General features: G+C 71.5%; 20 protein-coding genes and 1 tRNA gene. 6 read left to right on the plus strand and 15 right to left on the minus strand.

The features are described 5' to 3' along the window. Positions 1-45 precede the first annotated feature (45 nt). The 5 genes from ACZ7CD_RS28800 to ACZ7CD_RS28820 all read right to left on the minus strand — a co-directional run bounded on the left by ACZ7CD_RS28800 (position 46) and on the right by ACZ7CD_RS28820 (position 4,610). Positions 46-1,104, minus strand: a complete 1,059-nt coding sequence (locus ACZ7CD_RS28800) for a Zn-dependent alcohol dehydrogenase (RefSeq protein ID WP_458433147.1) — start codon at positions 1,102-1,104, stop codon at positions 46-48. Further along, on the minus strand, positions 1,104-2,174 hold the full coding sequence (locus ACZ7CD_RS28805; protein ID WP_360387847.1) for a ferritin-like domain-containing protein: 1,071 nt from the start codon (positions 2,172-2,174) through the stop codon (positions 1,104-1,106). The genes ACZ7CD_RS28800 and ACZ7CD_RS28805 overlap by 1 nt, the downstream gene beginning before the upstream one ends. Further along, positions 2,174-3,064, minus strand: coding sequence for a diacylglycerol/lipid kinase family protein (locus tag ACZ7CD_RS28810; RefSeq protein ID WP_360387850.1), 891 nt, complete (start codon positions 3,062-3,064; stop codon positions 2,174-2,176). Before ACZ7CD_RS28810 ends, ACZ7CD_RS28805 begins: the two co-directional genes overlap by 1 nt. 22 nt (positions 3,065-3,086) lie before the next feature. Beyond that, positions 3,087-3,175 (minus strand) — tRNA-OTHER (locus ACZ7CD_RS28815). 46 nt (positions 3,176-3,221) lie between these two features. After that, positions 3,222-4,610, minus strand: a complete 1,389-nt coding sequence (locus tag ACZ7CD_RS28820) for an MFS transporter (protein WP_360387852.1) — start codon at positions 4,608-4,610, stop codon at positions 3,222-3,224. 10 nt (positions 4,611-4,620) lie between these two features. Here ACZ7CD_RS28820 and ACZ7CD_RS28825 point away from each other — a divergent pair, with 10 nt between their 5' ends. Beyond that, positions 4,621-4,746: a hypothetical protein gene (locus tag ACZ7CD_RS28825; RefSeq protein WP_360387855.1), complete on the plus strand. Its 126-nt coding sequence runs from the start codon at positions 4,621-4,623 to the stop codon at positions 4,744-4,746. Then, positions 4,743-5,267 (plus strand): methylated-DNA--[protein]-cysteine S-methyltransferase, encoded by a 525-nt coding sequence (locus ACZ7CD_RS28830; RefSeq protein WP_470380103.1) that lies wholly within the window; start codon positions 4,743-4,745, stop codon positions 5,265-5,267. Before ACZ7CD_RS28825 ends, ACZ7CD_RS28830 begins: the two co-directional genes overlap by 4 nt. Here ACZ7CD_RS28830 and ACZ7CD_RS28835 read toward each other — a convergent pair. The 6 genes from ACZ7CD_RS28835 to ACZ7CD_RS28860 all read right to left on the minus strand — a co-directional run bounded on the left by ACZ7CD_RS28835 (position 5,213) and on the right by ACZ7CD_RS28860 (position 11,467). After that, positions 5,213-5,911: an HAD family hydrolase gene (locus ACZ7CD_RS28835; protein ID WP_470380104.1), complete on the minus strand. Its 699-nt coding sequence runs from the start codon at positions 5,909-5,911 to the stop codon at positions 5,213-5,215. The two genes, ACZ7CD_RS28830 and ACZ7CD_RS28835, sit on opposite strands and share 55 nt — an antisense overlap. Beyond that, positions 5,902-7,107 carry a cytochrome P450 gene (locus ACZ7CD_RS28840; RefSeq protein WP_470368455.1) on the minus strand — a complete coding sequence of 402 codons (1,206 nt, stop codon included), beginning with the start codon at positions 7,105-7,107 and terminating at the stop codon, positions 5,902-5,904. Before ACZ7CD_RS28840 ends, ACZ7CD_RS28835 begins: the two co-directional genes overlap by 10 nt. Positions 7,108-7,123: 16 nt before the next feature. Continuing rightward, positions 7,124-8,596, minus strand: a complete 1,473-nt coding sequence (locus tag ACZ7CD_RS28845; RefSeq protein WP_360387865.1) for an MmgE/PrpD family protein — start codon at positions 8,594-8,596, stop codon at positions 7,124-7,126. Next, positions 8,586-8,864 (minus strand): hypothetical protein, encoded by a 279-nt coding sequence (locus ACZ7CD_RS28850; protein ID WP_360387868.1) that lies wholly within the window; start codon positions 8,862-8,864, stop codon positions 8,586-8,588. The genes ACZ7CD_RS28845 and ACZ7CD_RS28850 overlap by 11 nt, the downstream gene beginning before the upstream one ends. A 6-nt stretch (positions 8,865-8,870) precedes the next feature. After that, on the minus strand, positions 8,871-10,640 hold the full coding sequence (locus tag ACZ7CD_RS28855) for a carbamoyltransferase family protein (RefSeq protein ID WP_360387870.1): 1,770 nt from the start codon (positions 10,638-10,640) through the stop codon (positions 8,871-8,873). A gap of 137 nt (positions 10,641-10,777) precedes the next feature. Next, entirely contained in the window at positions 10,778-11,467 is a 690-nt protein-coding gene (locus tag ACZ7CD_RS28860) for an SGNH/GDSL hydrolase family protein (protein ID WP_470380105.1), read from the minus strand. A 122-nt stretch (positions 11,468-11,589) separates the two neighbouring features. Here ACZ7CD_RS28860 and ACZ7CD_RS28865 point away from each other — a divergent pair, with 122 nt between their 5' ends. Next, positions 11,590-12,993 carry a DNA-3-methyladenine glycosylase 2 family protein gene (locus ACZ7CD_RS28865; RefSeq protein WP_360387876.1) on the plus strand — a complete coding sequence of 468 codons (1,404 nt, stop codon included), beginning with the start codon at positions 11,590-11,592 and terminating at the stop codon, positions 12,991-12,993. 46 nt (positions 12,994-13,039) lie between these two features. Here ACZ7CD_RS28865 and ACZ7CD_RS28870 read toward each other — a convergent pair whose 3' ends face one another. Continuing rightward, positions 13,040-13,573 (minus strand): hypothetical protein, encoded by a 534-nt coding sequence (locus tag ACZ7CD_RS28870; protein WP_470380106.1) that lies wholly within the window; start codon positions 13,571-13,573, stop codon positions 13,040-13,042. A 121-nt stretch (positions 13,574-13,694) separates the two neighbouring features. Here ACZ7CD_RS28870 and ACZ7CD_RS28875 point away from each other — a divergent pair, with 121 nt between their 5' ends. Both ACZ7CD_RS28875 and ACZ7CD_RS28880 read left to right on the plus strand, forming a co-directional pair. Further along, entirely contained in the window at positions 13,695-14,213 is a 519-nt protein-coding gene (locus ACZ7CD_RS28875) for a DUF4231 domain-containing protein (protein WP_360387881.1), read from the plus strand. Positions 14,214-14,300: 87 nt separating this feature from the next. Then, entirely contained in the window at positions 14,301-14,714 is a 414-nt protein-coding gene (locus tag ACZ7CD_RS28880; RefSeq protein ID WP_458433141.1) for a tetratricopeptide repeat protein, read from the plus strand. Positions 14,715-14,759: 45 nt separating this feature from the next. Here the strand turns inward: ACZ7CD_RS28880 and ACZ7CD_RS28885 are convergent, their stop codons facing one another. From ACZ7CD_RS28885 to ACZ7CD_RS28895, 3 genes are all read right to left on the minus strand, one after another. Next, the gene (locus tag ACZ7CD_RS28885; protein ID WP_458433140.1) at positions 14,760-15,296 is read right to left on the minus strand and encodes a hypothetical protein; all 537 of its coding nucleotides are present in this window, start codon (positions 15,294-15,296) and stop codon (positions 14,760-14,762) included. Positions 15,297-15,323: 27 nt separating this feature from the next. Next, positions 15,324-15,446, minus strand: coding sequence for a hypothetical protein (locus tag ACZ7CD_RS28890; RefSeq protein ID WP_360387889.1), 123 nt, complete (start codon positions 15,444-15,446; stop codon positions 15,324-15,326). Positions 15,447-15,614: 168 nt separating this feature from the next. Next, entirely contained in the window at positions 15,615-17,234 is a 1,620-nt protein-coding gene (locus ACZ7CD_RS28895) for an SDR family oxidoreductase (protein WP_470380107.1), read from the minus strand. A 178-nt stretch (positions 17,235-17,412) separates the two neighbouring features. Here ACZ7CD_RS28895 and ACZ7CD_RS28900 point away from each other — a divergent pair, with 178 nt between their 5' ends. Further along, positions 17,413-18,024, plus strand: a complete 612-nt coding sequence (locus tag ACZ7CD_RS28900) for a TetR/AcrR family transcriptional regulator (RefSeq protein WP_470380108.1) — start codon at positions 17,413-17,415, stop codon at positions 18,022-18,024. The last annotated feature ends 229 nt before the right edge of the window (positions 18,025-18,253 follow it).

Below are 18,253 nucleotides of genomic sequence, written 5' to 3' on the forward strand. Positions count from 1 at the left end.
GGTCGTCGGGAACGACCAGGACCAGTCGGGTGGCGCCCAGAGGGGCTACCAGACGATCAGCGAACGCCCGCCGGTGCGGGCCTCCATCCGCTCGAACGCCTCACCGACCCGTTCCAGCGGAATCCGGTCGGTCACCACGACGTCGAGGTCGATCGCGCCGGCCCGGACGTGCTCCAGCAGCTCCGGCAGGTCGCGAGCGGGATCGGTGTTGCCGTGCAGGCAGCCGACGAGCGTGCGCGCGGAGTGGAACAGCTCCAGCGCGGAGAAGGTGACCTGCTGGCTCTTCCCGCCCGCACCGACGACCGTGGTGACACCGCCGCGGCGGGTCATGTCCCACGCCTGCCGGATCGTCTCCGCGCTGCCCACGCACTCGATGGCGTGGTCGACACCGCCGTCCACGAGCGACCGGGCCGACTCGCCGGCCAGGAGGAAGTCCGTGGCACCGCAGGCGCGGGCGGCGGACTCCTTGGCCGGTGAGGCGTCGACCGCGATGATCCGCTCGGCACCGCTCAACCTGGCCGCCTGCACCGCGATGAGCCCGACACCACCGGTGCCGATCACGGCGACCGAGTCACCGGGCGCGACCCGCGCGCTGCGCCGCACCGCCCCGTACGCCGTGAGCGCCGCGCACCCCAGCAGGGCGGCGGTCTCCGGCGGCAGGTCGGACGGCACCACGACCACGGCCTCCGCGGGCACCACGGTCTGCTCGGCGAACGCGGCCACCCCGAGACCGGGGTACACCGGTTCGTCCTGCCACGTGCCCAGCGGGCGGCGTGACGCCTCGTCCCCGCGGGTGCACAGGAAGGGCTGACCGCGCAGGCACCAGCGGCACGACCGGCAGGCCGGCCGCCAGCTCAGCACCACGTGGTCGCCCACCCGCACACCGGTGACGTCCGGTCCCACCTCGGCCACCACGCCGGTGCCCTCGTGCCCCAGCACGGCGGGCAACGGGTGCGGCAGCGTCCGCTGCGCCAGCGACAGGTCCGAGTGGCAGACACCGGCGGCGGTCAGGCGGACCCGCACCTCGCCGGGACCGGGGGCGCGCAGCGAGATCTTCTCCACGCTCAGCGGGCCACCGGTGGTGACCGCGGCCAGCACGCGCATCAGTCGGCCGCCGCCATCGAGATGGTCTCGTCAATCTCGGCCTGGCGCTCCTGGAGCTCCCGGCGTTCCCGGTCGAGCTGCTCTGCCTGGTCCTCGTCGGCCGCCATGAGCTTCAGCAGGTCCTTGTTCGCCATGTCCAGCACGCCCATGTCGTCGTAGGCCTTCTGCACGGCAGGGCCCCACAGGCCGATGTCGCGCACGCACGGCACGATCCGCGCGAACAGCAACGACCGGAAGGCGCGCATGCGCGGGCCCTTGTTCATCAGCTCCATGCACTCGGCCATGTCGAACCCGAGGTTCTCCCACACCTCCTGCATGCGCAGCCGGTCGCGCATCAGGTAGCAGCCCTCGATGACGAACTCCTCGCGCTCGGCCCGTTCCTTCGCCGACAGCTCGGCGTAGTAGTCCTTCAGCGCGAGCCGGCCGAACGCCACGTGCCGCGCCTCGTCCTGCATGACGTACGCGAGGATCTGCTTGGGCAGCGGCTTGTTCGTCTTGTCCCGCAGGATGCCGAACGCGGCCAGCGCGAGCCCCTCGATCAGCACCTGCATGCCCAGGTAGGGCATGTCCCAGCGGGAGTCGTTGAGCGCGTCCTCCAGCAACGACTTGAGGTGCGGGTTGATCGGGTAGGTCAGCCCGATCTTCTCGTCGAGGAACTTGGAGAACACCTCCGCGTGCCGCGCCTCGTCCATCACCTGCGTGGCGGCGTAGAACTTGGCATCGATGTCGGGCACCGACTGCACGATCCGCGCCGAGGTGATCATCGCGCCCTGCTCACCGTGCAGGAACTGGCTGAACTCCCACGACGCCATGTGCTGGCGCATCACCTTGCGCTCCTGGTCGTTCAGCTTCTCGTACTGCCGCGACCCGTACAGCGCCAGCGTGTTCTCCGGTGTGCCGAGCACGTCGTACGGGTCGACCTCGATGTCCCAGTCGATCCGCTTGACGCTGTCCCACTGCTTGTCCTTGCCCTTCTGGTACAGGCTCAGCAGCCGTTCGCGGCCGGAGTCGTAGTCCCAGCTGAAGTAGGTGTCGCCGGCCGCGGGGAACGTCCAGTTCGTGCTGTCCATCAGGAACTCTCCACAGGTTCGGAGGGGACGACCACGGGCAGCGCGCCGGGCACGACCTCGATCGTGTACCGCGACTCGGGCGTGGTCTGCAGCTCGCCGTCGTGCTCGAACACCAGCGGCTCGCCGTCGGTGCGTTCGAGCACGAACCGGCGGCCGCGGACGTAGGTCACCTCGGGACGGTGGACGTGGCTGCCGTCGGCGGTCAGGCCGGGCAGCGCTTTCGGGTCGAGCTCACCGCTCACGACGCAGACGTCGAGCAGCCCGTCGTCGAGCAGGGAGTGGGGGAGCACCATGAACCGGCCGCCGCGGAACCGGCCGCCGCCGACGTTGGCCAGCACCACGGTGCCGTCGTGCACCAGCCGGTCGTCTACGAGCACCCGGCCCGGGTAGGGCGTGAAGGTGGCGATGGTCTCGGCGACGGCCCGCTGGTAGCGCTCACGGCCGTGGTGCTGCGTCAGCCGCGCGGCGCTCACGAGCGCCTGCGCGACCAGACCGGTGCACGCGCCGAGCAGGAAGTAGCGGTCGGTCTCCAGCACCCAGCCCACGTCGAGCCGGGCGACCCGCGACGGCGCCCGCAGCGCCTCCCGCCACGGCAGGTCGGACCAGAGCTCGCGGTAGGTGGAGTTGCCGGTGCCCGCGGGCACGATCCGCAGCGGTGGCGCCTCGCCGGCCGCCCGGACGAGCCCGGAGGCGACCTCGCGCACGGTGCCGTCACCGCCGACCGCGACGACGAGGTCGGCGCCGTCGGCGGCCGCCTTGGTGGCGAGCTCCTCCGCGTGTCCCGGGTACTCGGTGACCAGCACGTCCGCCGTGGCGAACGTGCCGGCGACCTCGTCTGCGAGGGACCGACCACCCTGTCCGGCAACGGGATTGGTGATGATCACCGGCATGCGGGGGTCCCTTCGCTGTCAGCGGAGAGAGCAGGATTCGAACCTGCGGAAGCCACGGGGGCCTCGATCGGGCGAGCCCGACCTCCGTTGGGCCACTACGGAAATCTCTCCTCGTTCGACACCGATGCTGCCAGAAGGTCCTTACATTCCACTGAGATCACCGCTTCAGCGCGGTCTCCGCGCGCGGTGCCGGCGCACCGGTGTGGATGGACAGGCCGAGGCTGATCAGACCCGCGATCGCGGCCGTCACGCAGCAGAAGAGCGCCACGTGGCCGTGCGGGACGGGATCGGACGACACCTCGACCGGCAGGATCGCGGCCAGCGCGGCGATGCCCAGCGCCCCGCCGATCTGCCGCACGGCCATGTTCAGCCCGGTCGCGCCGGCGAACTGGGTCGGCTGCACGGACAACGCCGCCGCGCTCGACACACCGGTGCTCACCGCGCCCATGCCGAGCCCGGCCACCAGGCCCACCGGCAGCCACAGCGACCACAGCTGAGGCTCTGCGGAGAGCCCGAGGTAGAGCCACACCCCGGCGGCCACGACCAGCAGGGCGCCGACCGACACCACCAGCCGCGGGTTGCGCTTGCTCAGCACCTTGCCGACGCGGGCGGCCACGATCGCGGACACCACCGCGCCGGGGCTCATCACCAGACCGGCGACCAGCCACGAGATGTGCCAGACGTTCACCAGCACCAGCGCGCCGATCAGCAGCCACGCGTACAGCGAGGCGCCGAAGAACAGCGAGACGGCATTGGCCAGCGCGAACGTCCTGGTGCGCCACAGCCTCGTCTCGAGCGCGGGCACCGGGTGCCGCCACGAGCGCACGATGGCGACCGCCAGCAGCACCGCACCGGCGCCGAGCGCGGTGAGCGCCCGCCAGTCCCAGCGCCAGGTCTGCCCCTCGGTCACGCCCAGGGTGAGCAGGCCGACACCGCACGCCAGCACCGCCGTGCCGAGCAGGTCGGGCAGCTTCCCGCTGTGCCGCGCGGACTTCTCGGTCTTGCGGATGCCAAGCAGCAGCGCGACGCCCAGCGGCAGGTTGACCAGGAACACCGACCGCCAGCCGAACGCGTCGATCAGCACGCCGCCCAGCACGGGTCCGGCGGCAGCGGCGGCGGAGGCAGCGGCAGCCCACAGGCCGATGGCCTCCGCACGGCGTTCCGGCGGTGAGTCGACCAGCGCCACGGCCAGCGACGCGGGGATCATCGCGGCCGCGCCCACGCCCTGCAGCCCGCGGGCGATCAGCAGCACCGGCAGGGTCGGGGCGACGGCGCACAGCACCGACGCCGCGGTGAACAGGCCCACGCCGAACGTGTACAGCGAACGCCGTCCCACGACGTCGGCGAGCCGGCCGGCGGGTGCGAGCAGCGACGCGAACAGCACCGCGTACAGGGAGATCACCCAGGTGACGTCGGTGGCGGAGGCGTCGGGGAAGGTGCGGTGCAGGTCGGTGATGGCGAGGTTCGTGATGGTCGCGTCGAGCAGCGACAGGAACGTCGCTCCGCACGCGAGCAGCACGACGGTGGTGAAGCCGGGCCGGGTCATGGAGTCGACCATGGCAGTGATCGCCGGGCGGCTCTGGCGGTTTTGCGACATCACCCGTCCGGGCCGTGACCCGGTGCGGATCGTGTCGCAAAACTGCCAGTCAAGCGCCGGGGAATGCGCCACCATGATCAGGTGACGTCAGCACCACTGCCACCCGTGGAGTTCGCGGTCCCGCTCGGGGGACCGCGCAGGTTCACCATCACCCCCACGCCCATCGGGGAGCTGCTGCTCCTGGGCGACGGGGAGTCGATCACCGGCATCTACATGATGCCGGACCAGATGTACATGCCGGCGATCGCCGACGACTGGGTGCGCGACTCCGGCCTGTTCGGGGAGCTGGAACGCCAGCTGGACGCGTACTTCGCCGGCGAGCTGAAGGTGTTCGACGTGCCGCTCGCGCCACGGGGAACGCCCTTCCAGCTGGAGGTGTGGCGTGAGCTGAGCACGGTGCCGTGCGGTGTCACCACGACGTACGGCGCGATCGCCCTGGCCATCGGCAAGCCGACCGCGTCACGCGCGGTCGGTGCCGCCAACGGGCGCAACCCGATCTCGATCATCCTGCCCTGTCATCGGGTCGTGGGCGCGAACGGCTCGTTGACCGGTTACGGCGGCGGGCTACCGCGCAAGATGCGGTTGCTGGAGATGGAACGCGTCTGAGCAGCCGCGGCAGGCAGCCGCGTCCACCCCCGCGCGGCTGCCTGCTCCACCAGCACCGGGTCCTCGCCCACCACCACGGCGGTGCCGACGGCCAGCAGCATCGGCAGGTCCGTCGAGTGGTCGCCGTAGGCGGTGCACAGCGCCGGGTCCAGGCCGTGCGCCGCCATCACGGCGTTCGCCACGTCGGCCTTGTCCGGCCCGATCATCGGCGTGACGACCTCACCGGTGTAGCGCCCGTCGCGCACCGCGAGCCGGGTGCCGTGCACGAGGTCGGCGCCCAGCCAGGCGGCGATCGGCGCCAGGCACACCTCGAACGACCCGGACACCAGCACGGTGAGGTCGCCGCGGTCGCGGTGCCACCGGAACGCCTCCAGCGGGGCGGGCAGGAACAGCTCCTCCGGGTCGGGGTACGCGGAGAACCACTCCCTGCCCGCCGCCGCCAGCTCCGCGACCGCCTCACCGGCGAACACGCGGTAGTAGTCGCCGATCACCTCGGCCCGCGACCACCCGGCCGCGGCGAGCGCGCGCAGCCGGGTGGTGACCTCGGTGAACCGGTCGGGCCGGTGGTGCTGCAGGAAGCGGAACATGCTGCGGACGGCCAGCAACGTCTCGTCGACGTCGAAGAACGCGGCGCTCAGTCCCATGCGACCGGGAGCTCCTCCCACCCGCCGAGCGCGGCGTAGTCCTTCCACCGCAGCTCCTCCAGCGGCACCGCGACCCGCAGGCCGGGGAACCGGTCGAACAGGCTGCGCAGCGCGATCTCCAGCTCGGCCTTGGCGAGGTTCGCGCCGATGCAGAAGTGCGGCCCGAAGCCGAACCCGAGCTGCGTGGTCTCGGCGCGGGTGATGTCGCAGGTGTCCGGGTTCTCGATCACGGACTCGTCGCGGCAGCCGGACGCCACCGACGCGATCACCGCCGACCCCGAGGGGATCTTGACCCCGCTCAGCTCCACGTCGTCGACCGTGACGCGGATGGACGTGCCGCCGCCCAGCCCGTTGAGCCGCACCATCTCGTTGACCGCGGCGGGGTAGAGCGACGGGTCCTCGAGCAGCATCGCGAGCTGGTCGGGGTTGCGCACCAGCGTCACCACCGACGAACCGAGCACGGTGACCGTCGTGTCGTGCCCGGCGAGCAGCAGCAGCACGCCGAGGCTCACGATCTCGGTCTCGGTGATCGTCTCGTCGCCCTCGCTGTCGTGCTTGGCGACGAGCGAGCTGATCATGTCGTCGCCCGGCTCCGCCCGCTTGTCCTCGATCAGCTTGGCGAAGTACGCGCGCATGTCGGCGTTGGCCTTGGCGATCTCCTCGCCGGGGTACTTGGTCAGCGACATGAACCGGTCGGTCCAGCCGCCGAACAGGTGGTGGTCGGCGAACGGCACGCCGAGGATCGAGCAGATCATCCGCAGCGCCAGCGGCCGCGCCAGGTGCTCCAGCAGGTCGGCCGGCTGCGGTTGCGCGGCCAGCCCGTCCAGCAGCTCGTCGGTGACCTTCTGCAGGTGCGGGCGCATCGCGTCGATCTTCGCCGCGGTCAGCGTGGGGTTGGCGAGCTTGCGGAGCCGCGTGTGCCGCGGCGGGTCCATGCTCAGCATGCTGTTCGGGTCGGGCAGCACGTGCTGCGCCTTGGGCACGCCCGGCAGGAACACCGCCTCGCGGCTGAACCGGCGGTCGTTCAGCACGACCCGCGCGTCGTCGTGCCTCGTGACGATCCAGCCGGGGTCACCGGTCGCGAGCGAGACCGGGCACACCGGTTGTTCCCTGCGCAGCTGCGCGTACTCCTCCGGCGGGTCCACGGGACTCGTGCGCAGCAACGGGTAGGCGAACCGCGGAGTGTGTTCGGCCATGGCGGAACGTCCTTCCTCAGTGGGCGGTCAGTGCGGTGCGGATCAGGTGGTCGAGCTGCCGCGCGTCGAGCTCGGGGAGCCGGTCGAGCTCGTCGGCCACCTCCTGCGGGACACCGGTCGCGAGCAGCTTCGCCCGTGCCATGGCGCGGTGCTCGCGCCTGGTCTCCTCGCCGGCCGAGCCGGCGGCGTGGGCACGGCCCTCGGTGAGCCTGCGGCCGTCCTTGAAGACGAGGGTCACCACGGCACCCACGGCCTTGGTCGCGTTCTCGAAGGTCGTGCTGGGCGGACCGGGCGGTGGCGCGGCCCTGCCACCGGAGAAGTCGGCCAGCCACCCGCGGGCCCGCTCGCCCGCCTGCCTGACCGCCTCGCCCAGCGGGGCCGTCGCCCGCAGCAGGTTGCGGCTCAGCTCCGGGTCGAACCGCAGCCGCGTCCGCTCGGCGAGCTCCCAGCGGCGCGGGTCCGCGGTGGCGGGTCCGGTCAGGTCCGCGGGCGTGACGGCACCGGTGAGCAGCGCGGTGGCCACGTTGTACCCGACGGAGAGGTTCAGCGCCATGATCGCCGAACGTTCCCGGTCCAGGTACGGCGCGCCGTCCGCGTCCATGGCGATGGTCAGCCCGGCCGCCCGCACCTCGACCTCCGCGATGTCGTCCGCGTCCTGCGCGGTCAGCTTGTCGTGCAACGCCATCGCGCAGTCGATCGCGGCGTCCACGTAGGCACCGGCGGGGTGCAGCTTCACCGTCAGCGTCTCGGTGTGCCACCGCTCGCCGAACCCGCTCGTGATCACCTCGGGCGAGGGGACCTGGGAGACCTTGGCCAGCAGCCCGTTCGGGTGCTCCAACAGGTCCGGTGCGCCGGTGAGCCCCGCCGCCGCGGCGTCGCAGGCGTCCAGCGCGATGCGCACCGGCACCGCCGCGGACAGCACCTTGGCGTCGCTGCCCAGGAATGCCCTGCGCAGCGGCCACGGCGGTGCGCTCAGCGCGATGCCCCACGCGTTCACCCACGCCTCGACCGGGTCGCCCTGGGCGTGGGAGCGCGCGGCCACCGCGCCGACCAGCTGCGCGTAGCTCGCGCCCTGGCCGCGCAACGTGCCCAGCGCCGCCGCTGCGGTGACCCGCGCGGCGCACTCGCTCGACGCCACCACGGCGGCGAGCAGCGCGCGTCCGTCCAGACCGGACTGCCTGCGGTAGGCCAGCGGCACGTTGACCGTCGAGTGCGTCACGTGCCCCACGTACATGCTGTCCTCGTAGTACAGGCACGAGGACAGCCCGGCCAGCACGTGCGCGGCCCGCGCCGGGTCGTCGGCCAGCGGTGAGCCGAACGCCTTCAGCAGCTTCCACCCCAACGGGTGCGAGATGCCCGCCCGGAGCACCCCCAGGTGCGAGATGACCGCGCTGACCGCGTAGTCGGTGATCCGGGTGGGGAGGTCCGCGTACGTCAGCCGGGCGGCCCAGGTGGCCAGCTCCGTCGCGAGAGTGCGCTCACCGCTCATGCGTGCGTTCCCTGCGCTCGTCGTCCATCGTCCACAGTGCACAGCTGGTGGCGACCACCGAGGCCCTGGCCGACGCCAGCGCCTCCCTGGTGGGTTCGACCAGGTTCGGGTTGCCCCGCTGCGCCCCCTCGGAGACCGTCACGAGCCGCAGCGCGCACTCGACGGCCGCGATGCTGGCCTCCACCAGTGCTTCCTCCCTGCGGCCTGCCTCCAGGAGCTCGCCCAGCGCGTGCTCCAGCATGTCCCGCACCGACTTCCCCCCGGCCACGGCGGGTCAGTCCTGTTTCGAGACCAGGAACCGGCCGAGCACCAGGTGGTCGATCTCGGTGTTGAGGAAGCACTCGACGGCGTCGCGCGGGGAGCACACGATCGGTTCGCCCGCGACGTTGAACGAGGTGTTGACCAGGCAGGGGATGCCGGTCAGCTCGGTGAACCGGCCGAGCAGCTCCGCCAGCAGCGGGTTGCCCTCCTCGGTCACCGTCTGGATGCGCGACGTGCCGTCCACGTGCACGGCACCGGGGATGACGCTCACGTACTCCGGCCTCACCGGGAACACGAACGTCATGTACGGCGAGGACTTCTTCTTGCCCAGTTCGAACACCTTCGCCGCGTCGTCCTCCAGCACGATCGGGGCGAAGGGGCGGAACGGCTCGCGGTGCTTCACCCTGGTGTTGATGATGTCCTTGATGTCGGGGAAGCTCGGGTTCGCGAGGATGCTGCGGTTGCCCAGCGCCCGCGGGCCGTACTCGGTCCTGCCGTGGAACCAGCCGATGACCGTCTTCTCCGTCAGCAGCTTGGCGGTCTCACCGGCGATGTCGTCCATCACGACCCAGCGGACGCGGTCGGTGTACTGCCGCAGAACGGTTTCCACCTCGTCGTCGGAGTAGTGCGGGCCGAGGTAGGGGGAGGGGTCGCGGGTGGTGGTGCCGCCCGCGTACACCGCCGCGCCGATCGCGACGCCGGGGTCGCTCGCCCCGAAGCTCACGTGCGCGTCGGCGAACCGGGAGTTCTCCAGCAGCTTGGTGTTGTTGACGCAGTTGAGCGCCAGGCCGCCCTCGATCAGCAGCTGCGGCGCGGTGGTCCGCCGTTCGAGCTCCGCGACCTGGTGTGCCGTCACGACCTCCACCATGTCCTGCGCGGCCCGCGCCACCCTGGCCTGGTAGGACGGTTCCTCCCGGACGTCCTCGGAACCGCCGAAGATCCGGTCCAGCAGGGCGTAGTAGCCCCTGGTGCCGGCCGGGTCGTTCGGGATGGCGAGGGCGTAGCGGCCGTTCGGCAGCAGCTGCACGACCTCGTGCTCGATCAGCGGGTTGGGCTGCTCGGTGTCCGCGAACGCCGACAGGCCCATCACCTTGTACTCGTCGTTGTTCGGCATGAAGCCCAGGTAGCGGGTGATCTCGCCGTACAGCAGCGCGAGCGAGTGGGTGACGGTGATCGTCATGTCGTCGAAGACGGTGATCTCGCCGTCGCGGATCTCGCCTGCGATGGCGGAGCACATCTCCGCCCGGCCGTCGCTGATGAGGAACGCGGCGTCCCCGCCGTCGCTGAAGTGGCGGCCGCAGCTGAGGTGCGCCAGGTGGTGGGGGACCGTGACGATCTTCTCCGCCGGCACGTCGAAGCCGGTCCTCGCCGCGAGGTCGGCCCGGATGGCCTGGTGGCTCAGGATTCCGGTGTGGAGGTCGCCGAACCTGCGCAGCCGGTCGAACTTGGCCGCGTCCGGCAGCTCGGTGGCGGCGATCGCGTTGATCATCGTGGTGACCGTGGACGAGGGGAAGGACCAGGGGAAGGCGAACCTGTCCACCTGGTCGATCGCCACCCCCGCCTGGTCCAGGCAGTAGCGCAGGGACTCGATGGGGAAGTCCGAGGTCTTCTTCTCCCGGTTGAGCCGTTCCTCCTCCACGGCCACGACCAGCTCGCCGTCGATCATCAGCGCCACCGCGGCGTCGTGGCCGAGGATGCTGTGGCGGTCCCTGCCCGTGGCCCCGTAGAGGCCGGCGAAGAGTTCGGCGCCTCGGGTGAATCCGTTGTAACCGACGACGATCACTGCTGATCTCCCTTACCGGTCGGCCGTGAACTGGACTCATGCAACACGAGGGCGCTGACATCGCTCTGAGAACGGGCTGAGACCCGAACTTCAGCGCCGCGCCCCCGGTTGTCCGGTACGGCCTCCGGTCACCGGGGTCAGGCGGTGCGCTCCTCGTCCTGGCGCTTCCACAGCACCAGCAACGCCTCCAGCAACGTGGTCGCGGCGATGGCGTGGCCGCGGGCGTTGCAGTGGATCCGGTCGGAGGAGAAGATGCTCGGGTCGGCGGCCAGCGGGTGCGCGTGGTTCTCCGACTGCACACCGCCGTGCGCCTGCGCGACGCGCTTGGTCAGCGCGTCGAAGCGGTCGAACCGCTCGGCCAGCGCCGGTGCGTGCTCCGCGGGCACGAGCCCGGAGCGGGCGAGGTCGAACAGGCCGATCATCGCCAGCTGCGCGCCCTGCGCCACCAGCGGTCCGACGACGGCGGTCAGCTCGGTCTCCACGTACTGCTCGTCGAACTTGCGGCCGAGCACGTCGTTGCCGCCCGCCGCCACGATCGCGAGGTCCGGTGCGAACTCCAGCGCCGGTTCCAGCTGGGTGGCGCGGATCTCGGCGATGCGCAGGTCGCGTACCCCCAGGTTCAGGTACTCCACCGAGGAGCCGAAGGCGTCCGCGACCCGGCCGGTGCCGTCGAGGTCGCGGTAGCCCTCCAGCGGCTCGCGGATGCCCGCGGCCACGCTGTCGCCGACCACCACGACCCGCTTCCACGGGCTGGCGCGGACGAGCAGGTCGGCCTCGGCGGGCCAGGCGCAGTAGGGGTCGGCTTCCTCGCGCGCGTAACTGGTCATGCGGGCAACTCCACCACCGGGTGAGGGGTCCGTCTGGCGGTTTTGCGACATCACCACCCGTACGGATCACCGTGTCGCATTCCTGCTAGACCGCACCGGGGTGCCGGGGTGATGCTCGTGGTGTGCACAACGACAGCGAGCGGTGCCTTCGTGCCGTGCGGTCCAAGGACGCCCGGTTCGACGGGTGGTTCTTCACCGCCGTCGTCACGACGAAGATCTACTGCCGGCCCAGCTGCCCGGTGGTGCCGCCCAAGGTGGAGAACATGCGGTTCTACCCCAGCGCGGCGGCCGCCCAGCAGGCCGGGTTCCGCGCCTGCAAGCGGTGCCGGCCGGACGCGAGCCCCGGTTCGCCCGCGTGGAACGTGCGCGCGGACCTGGTGGCGCGGGCCATGCGGCTGATCGCCGACGGGGTGGTCGACCGGGAGGGCGTTCCCGGGCTGGCCCGGCGCCTCGGGTACAGCACCCGCCAGGTCGAGCGGCAGCTGCTCGCCGAGATCGGTGCCGGTCCGCTGGCGCTGGCCAGGGCCCAGCGGGCGCAGACGGCCAGGCTGCTGATCGAGACCAGCGCCCTGCCGATGGTCGAGGTGGCGCTGGCGGCCGGGTTCTCCAGCGTGCGGACGTTCAACGACACCGTGCGCGAGGTCTTCGCCCTGTCCCCCACGGAACTGCGGGCGCGCGCCGGCAAGAGGAAGAGCCCGGTGGGAACGGCGGGCGCGCTGACGTTGCGGCTGCCCTTCCGCGCCCCGCTGGCGCCGGACGAGCTGTTCGAGCAGCTGGTCGCCACCGCGGTGCCCGGTGTGGAGGAGTGGCGCGACGGCGCCTACCGCCGCACCCTGCGGCTGCCGCACGGCCCCGCGATCGCCGAGCTGCGGGCCCTGCCCGACCACGTGAGCTGCCACCTGACGCTCACGGACCTGCGCGACCTGTCGATCGCGATCAGCCGGTGCCGCTTCCTGCTCGACCTCGACGCGGACCCGGTGGCCGTGGACGACCTGCTGGGCCGCGACCCGGTGCTCGCGCCGCTCGTGGCCAAGGTGCCGGGCCGGCGGGTGCCGCGCACCGTGGACGGCGCCGAGTTCGCCGTGCGCGCCGTCGCGGGCTCGTCGTCGGCGAAGCTGGTGGCCGCGCACGGCGACCCCGTCGTGGACCCGGGCGGCGGGCTCACGCACCTGTTCCCGAGCCCGGACCGGCTGCACGAGGCGGACCTGCCCGTGTCACCGCGCAGGGCGGCCGCGATCCACTCGGTGGCCGGCGCGCTGGTCTCCGGTGCGGTGGACCTGAGTGTCGGCGGCGACTGGGCGCAGGCCCGCGCGGTGCTGGGCGGTCTCACCGGCATGGGCGGCACCACCGTGGAGACGATCGCGATGCGGGCGCTGGGCGACCCCGACGCGTTCGCGGTGGACACGCGGGTCCGGCAGGCGGCGGGGGAGCTGGGGCTGCCGTCGTCCGCGGAGGCGCTGGAGCAGCGGACGGGGCAGTGGCGGCCGTGGCGGGCGTACGCGGCCCAGCACCTGGCAGGCCGCTGACACCCGCCCGCCGCGGTTCCCGGAACCGTGTCCGGGGAGGCGGCCGTCAGCAGCGCAACGGCTCGATCTCCAGGTTCAGGACCGGGTCGCCAGGACGCCCGGCGAAGCCGAGCCGCCCGGTGCCGGACTCCCAGCGGAACGAGTAGTCGCCACTCGCCACCGGCAGGTACCCGTCGTCGGTGCGGTAGGAGCCGACGCGGGTGCCGACGCCCAGCGGCCCGGTCAGGAACACGTCACCGGAGCCCGCGAACAGGAACGACGTCTCGCGCACCACGACCCGGCAGCCGTCCGGCGGCAGCACGGTGTAGGTCGCCAGGGCGTCGCCCAGCCCGGACAGCAGGGTCGCGAGCGTGGTCAGCACGGCGACCACCCGGAACGGCCACGGGGTCCGGCCCCGCCAGCGGACCACCACGACCAGTCCGGCCGCCACCAGCAGCGCACCGGTGACCGCCCAGTCCGGGACGACCCACCCGCCGGCGACCACCACCAGCCCGGCCGTCCAGGCCACCAGCGCGGACGTTCCGGCAGCGACCACCAGCACGACGACGGCCACCCGCGACCGCTCCAGTTCCCCCAGCACGTGCCGCACGCTAGGTCCGAGTTGTGCGCGAACCGTGAAGGCGTTGTGGAGGATCAGAAAGCGGTGTCGCGCAGTTACCGGGGAGCGGCCCGGCCTCGGTCGTGGATACCGTGTGGCCACAATGCTCAGAGGGGGCCTGGAGATGAGGCGGATTCCGTCGTTTCCCGCTCGGATCGCGTCGCTGAACGACGGTGTCGTGGCGACGGCGGACGCGTACGGCGCGTGGCTGAGGACGTTCTACGACGTCCGCGCCCGCTGGCACCGGCGGTTCTACCGCCTCAGCGGCGTCGCGGTGATCTTCGTCGGCGCGGCGCTGCCCGTGCTGACCAGCCTGGAGTACCCCGGCAAGAGCTGGCTGATCTCGCTCGCCGGTGTGCTCGTCGCGGGCCTGACCGGGCTGCGCGCGTTCTACCGGTGGGACCAGTCGTGGATCCTGTTGCGCAACACCGAGATGGCGGTGACCGCCGCCTACCTGGAGTGGAAGGCCGCGCCGGGCAACTTCCCGGTGACCGAGGAGCCAGAGCAGCGGCTGGTGCAGGAGAAGAACGCCGCCGCGTTCATCGACCGGCTGGGGGAGCTGCGGGAACGCGAGGCGACCACCTACTTCAAGGACATGGCGTTCCCGAGCACCAAGTCGTGACGGGATCGCCGGCGGTCGTCCTCGCGTTGCTCGACGGCCGGGAATAGCAGCGGCCGTGCGGCGTTGTAGGCGGCGGAAGGAGGTTTCATGAAGGACAACTTCACCGACTACCTGCCGAACGGCCACGTGTCGCCGGACCGGTGGGTGACCGCGACGCACCTGTTCGACACCGGCCACGAGGAGACCGCGGCCGAGAAGTGGGAACGCGCCCAGCTGCTCTTCGAGGCCAAGGAGTACACCAGGGCCGCGACGCTGCTGGCCGAGGTGGTCGACGAGGTGCCGTTCCAGGCGGACCTCTGCCTCCTGCTCGCCCGCGCCTACTACCACTCGGCCCAGCTGACCAAGGCCGAGGCGCAGCTGCGGGTGCTCGTCGACCGCGACCCGGTCGACCACTACGCCCACCTGCTGCTCGGCCGCACGCTGGAGCGCCAGGGGCGGTCCGACGAGGCCACGCCGTGGCTCCGCCTGGCTGCCGCCCTCTCCGGCGAACCGGTGGCCTGAGCACCTCCGGTCCCGCGCCGGTCTCGATGAACGCGGCCGGCGCGGTCACCCCGGTTGCCGGCGCCACTTCTTGAACGACTTGATCACGTCGCCGTTCGTGAGCTTGCCGTACCACTCGCTGTGCGAGTCCTCGAGCTGCGAGGCGAGCGACTCGATGCGGAGCCTGCCCTCCGGCCTGGCCCGCAACGCCCAGGTCGCGGCGGCGGCCACCCCCTGTCCCCTGGCGATGGTCTCCGCGGTGCGCTCGACCTGGCGTCGGTCGCGGCCGCTGAGCCCGAACGACGCCCAGACGCCCGTGATGATCCAGTCCGCGGCGGTGATCCACACGAGGTTCGTGAGCGGCCCGCTCTTCCAGTCCCGCACCCCCACACCGTCGAGGTTGCGGTTCGTGATGGAGCCGTTGGGGTGCCGGACCCGTTCGATCTCCGCGGCGAGTTCGCGCAGCGAGCTCGCCGGGAGGTCCGACAGGTTGCGCAGCAGGAAGTCGCCCGCGTCGGGCAGACGCTCAGCCACCCCCGGATCGACGGGGACGTTCTCCACGTCGACGGTCTGAACTTCCTCGCGACGGCCGAAAATGCCCATGGCTGCTCCTGGTCGGGGACGCGGTGGTCAGGAGATCGTCTGTCCGACCGTGTGCGTGCACCTGCCGTTGCACTTCGGGCAGTGCTGCGTCTTGCACTCGTAGCGGCCGTACGGTCCGTCGGCCTTCTGCACGGTCTCGTAAATCCACATGGAGACATCGCAATGTGGACACTTCGGAGCCATAGTGGACACACCTTTCCGGCTTGGTGTCGAGGTCTTACGGCACCTGTTTCGACGCGTGCCGACAGCTCGTTACACCGGATCGGCGGGTTGCTCTGTTCGGGGAAACCTTTCCCGCTCCAGGGGAATCCTGTTGTCCTAGACGATGTCCAGTTTCGCGAACGCCCGCAACAACCCCGGCGCCGCCCGGCTGGCCAGCCGGGCCGCCTTCGCCTCCGCGGTCACCGGCACCACCGCCCGGTTGCGCCGCACCGCCGTGACGATCTCCGCCGCCACCCGCTCCGGCCCGAAGCCGCGCCGCGCGTAGAGCCGTGACGCGCGGTCCTGCTTGCGCCGCTCCTCGTCGGCGCTGACCCCGGAGAACGTCGTGGTGGCCGTGATGTTCGTGTTCACCACCCCTGGGCAGATCGCGCTGACCCCGATCGCGTGCGGTGCGAGCTCGGCACGCAGGCAGTCCGACAGCATGAACACCGCCGCCTTGCTGGTGGCGTACGCCGAGAGGATCTTCGACGGCAGGTAGGCGGCCGCCGAGGACAGGTTGACGATGTGGCCGCCCTCGCCGCGTTCCACCATCAGCTCGCCGAACGCGCGGCACCCGTGCACGACGCCCCACAGGTTGACGTCCAGCACCCGTTGCCACTGCTCGGTCGAGGTCGACAGGAACGACCCCGAGTGCCCGATGCCAGCGTTGTTCACGACCACGTCCGGCACACCGTGCTCGTCGGCGACCTGCCGCGCCCACGCCCGCACCGCCTCCTCCGACCGCACGTCCACCTCGTAGGCGTGCCCGTCGGCCAGCGCCGCGGTCTCCTCAGCCGCCGTGAAGTCCACATCGGACACCACGACCCGCGCACCCGTCGCGGCGAAGGCGAGAGCCGTCGCCCGCCCGATTCCGCTGCCGCCGCCGGTGATCACGACGAGCTCGCGCGGGGGAGTGGAGTCCGCGATGAACTCCCTGATCATCCGCGCCACCGGCTCCGGGTGGCTCAGCGGCGCCCAGTGACCGGCGGCGATCCGGCGCCGGCGCAGGGACGGCACCCAGCGTTCGAGGTCGAGCGGCTCGGTGCGGATGTAGCGGTCGCGGGTCGGCTGCACGACCTGCACCGGCATGGGGGCGACGCGCTGCCGCGGCGAGCGCATCACCTGCCGGATGTTGGCCCGGTACAACGAGATGCCGTTCACGGCGTCGGACGCGATGGTCCTCGCCGGCCGCGCGTCAACGCCCTCCAGCCGCTGCAGCACGCCACCCCAGCGGCGTGCGAGGTACAGGCGCCAGAACGCGGGCGCGACGACCGGCAGCTGGAACGCGGCGACGTACCAGGAGCGGAGGAACTGCTTGACGTGGGCGAGCGACAACCGCTTCCGCGACCAGTGGCCCAGGTGGTCGAGGCACGGTCCGGAGATCGAGGTGAACGTCGCGATCCGCGCGCCCGGCGTCGTGACCGCCTCCCACGACTGGATCGACCCCCAGTCGTGCCCGACCAGGTGCACCGGCTCGTCCGGACTGACCGCGTCGACCACCGCGAACAGGTCCCGCGCCAGGTGTTCGAGCCGATAACCGTCCTCAGTGGACGGCGCGGTGGACCCACCCGCGCCGCGCACGTCGTAGGTGACGACCCGGAAGTCCCCCTCCAGCAACGCCGCGACCCGGTCCCACACCGCGTGCGTGTCGGGGTAGCCGTGCACCAGCACCACCACCGGTCCCGACGTCCCGCGCACCTGCACGGCCAGGTCGACCTCTCCGGAGCGAACCTTCACATCTCCTCCAACACCAGGCAGTCGCCGCAGATCCGCACGCCGCACGTGCCGGCACGTCGAGGGTTACCCGCTGCGGTGCGGTCCCACCGCGAACGGTTGTCCGGCTCCGTCCTCGGCCCGACGATTACTACGCACGCGTAGCTTTGTGAAAGCTACGCCACCGTAGCAATATGGACCCGTGAGCACAACGCGCAGGAAGTACGCCCCCCGCCTGCCCCCGGAAGAACGCCGCGAGCAGCTGCTGGACGCCGCCCTGGGTCTCATCTCCGCCGGCTTTGACACGGTGACCATGGAGTCGGTGGCCCGCGCGGCGGCCGTCACGAAGCCCGTGCTCTACGACCTGTTCGCCAACCGCGCCGAGCTGATCTCCGCCCTGCTGGACCGCGAGGCCACCCGCGCCACCGACCAGGTCCTCGCCGCCCTGCCCACCGACTTCGCGACCCGCGCCCCCGACGACGCCTTCGCCGACGCCGTCCGCGTGTTCGTGCAGGCCGTCGTCGACTGCCCGGACCGCTGGCGCCTGGTGCTGCTGCCCCCCGAGGGCACCCCGCGCGAGTTCCGCGCACAGGTCGAGCTGGTGCGCTCCGGCGTGCTGGCGCAGATCGAGGAGCTCGCCGCACTCGGCCTGGAGGAGCTCGGCGGCCTCGGCGGCCTCGACTCCGCCCTGCTGGGGCACGCGATGCTGGCGCTGGCGGAGATGTCAGGGCGGCTGGTGCTGACCGATCCGGAGAAGTTCACACCGGACCGGCTGGTGGCGTTCGTGACTCGGATCGCGCACGGCCTGCGCTGAGAACCTCGCGTGAGCCGTTCAGCTCCACGCGGGTGTGGGTGGCTGCTTCCTGTGACCTCTTCGGCGCAACGGCGTGTCACTTTGCGTCATCGTGGAGAGTTATCGGAATTCTCCACGTCAACATGCAACTCGTACGGCGGATGCAGTCGATTGAGTTGCGCTTCCCCGATGCGAAAAAGTGACAGTAGAAGGACAAAAGCTGGACACCATCTTATTTGACGCGTGGTGC

This window comes from Lentzea sp. NPDC036949, assembly GCF_055608075.1.

Coding starts and splice junctions, on each gene's coding strand:
- ACZ7CD_RS28800 (WP_458433147.1), bottom strand. CDS start 1,104: ATGCGCGTGCTGGCCGCGGTCACCACCGGTGGCCCGCTGAGCGTGGAG.
- ACZ7CD_RS28805 (WP_360387847.1), bottom strand. CDS start 2,174: ATGGACAGCACGAACTGGACGTTCCCCGCGGCCGGCGACACCTACTTC.
- ACZ7CD_RS28810 (WP_360387850.1), bottom strand. CDS start 3,064: ATGCCGGTGATCATCACCAATCCCGTTGCCGGACAGGGTGGTCGGTCC.
- ACZ7CD_RS28820 (WP_360387852.1), bottom strand. CDS start 4,610: ATGACCCGGCCCGGCTTCACCACCGTCGTGCTGCTCGCGTGCGGAGCG.
- ACZ7CD_RS28825 (WP_360387855.1), top strand. CDS start 4,621: ATGGCAGTGATCGCCGGGCGGCTCTGGCGGTTTTGCGACATCACCCGT.
- ACZ7CD_RS28835 (WP_470380104.1), bottom strand. CDS start 5,911: ATGGGACTGAGCGCCGCGTTCTTCGACGTCGACGAGACGTTGCTGGCC.
- ACZ7CD_RS28840 (WP_470368455.1), bottom strand. CDS start 7,107: ATGGCCGAACACACTCCGCGGTTCGCCTACCCGTTGCTGCGCACGAGT.
- ACZ7CD_RS28845 (WP_360387865.1), bottom strand. CDS start 8,596: ATGAGCGGTGAGCGCACTCTCGCGACGGAGCTGGCCACCTGGGCCGCC.
- ACZ7CD_RS28860 (WP_470380105.1), bottom strand. CDS start 11,467: ATGACCAGTTACGCGCGCGAGGAAGCCGACCCCTACTGCGCCTGGCCC.
- ACZ7CD_RS28875 (WP_360387881.1), top strand. CDS start 13,695: ATGCTCAGAGGGGGCCTGGAGATGAGGCGGATTCCGTCGTTTCCCGCT.
- ACZ7CD_RS28880 (WP_458433141.1), top strand. CDS start 14,301: ATGAAGGACAACTTCACCGACTACCTGCCGAACGGCCACGTGTCGCCG.
- ACZ7CD_RS28885 (WP_458433140.1), bottom strand. CDS start 15,296: ATGGGCATTTTCGGCCGTCGCGAGGAAGTTCAGACCGTCGACGTGGAG.
- ACZ7CD_RS28890 (WP_360387889.1), bottom strand. CDS start 15,446: ATGTGGATTTACGAGACCGTGCAGAAGGCCGACGGACCGTACGGCCGC.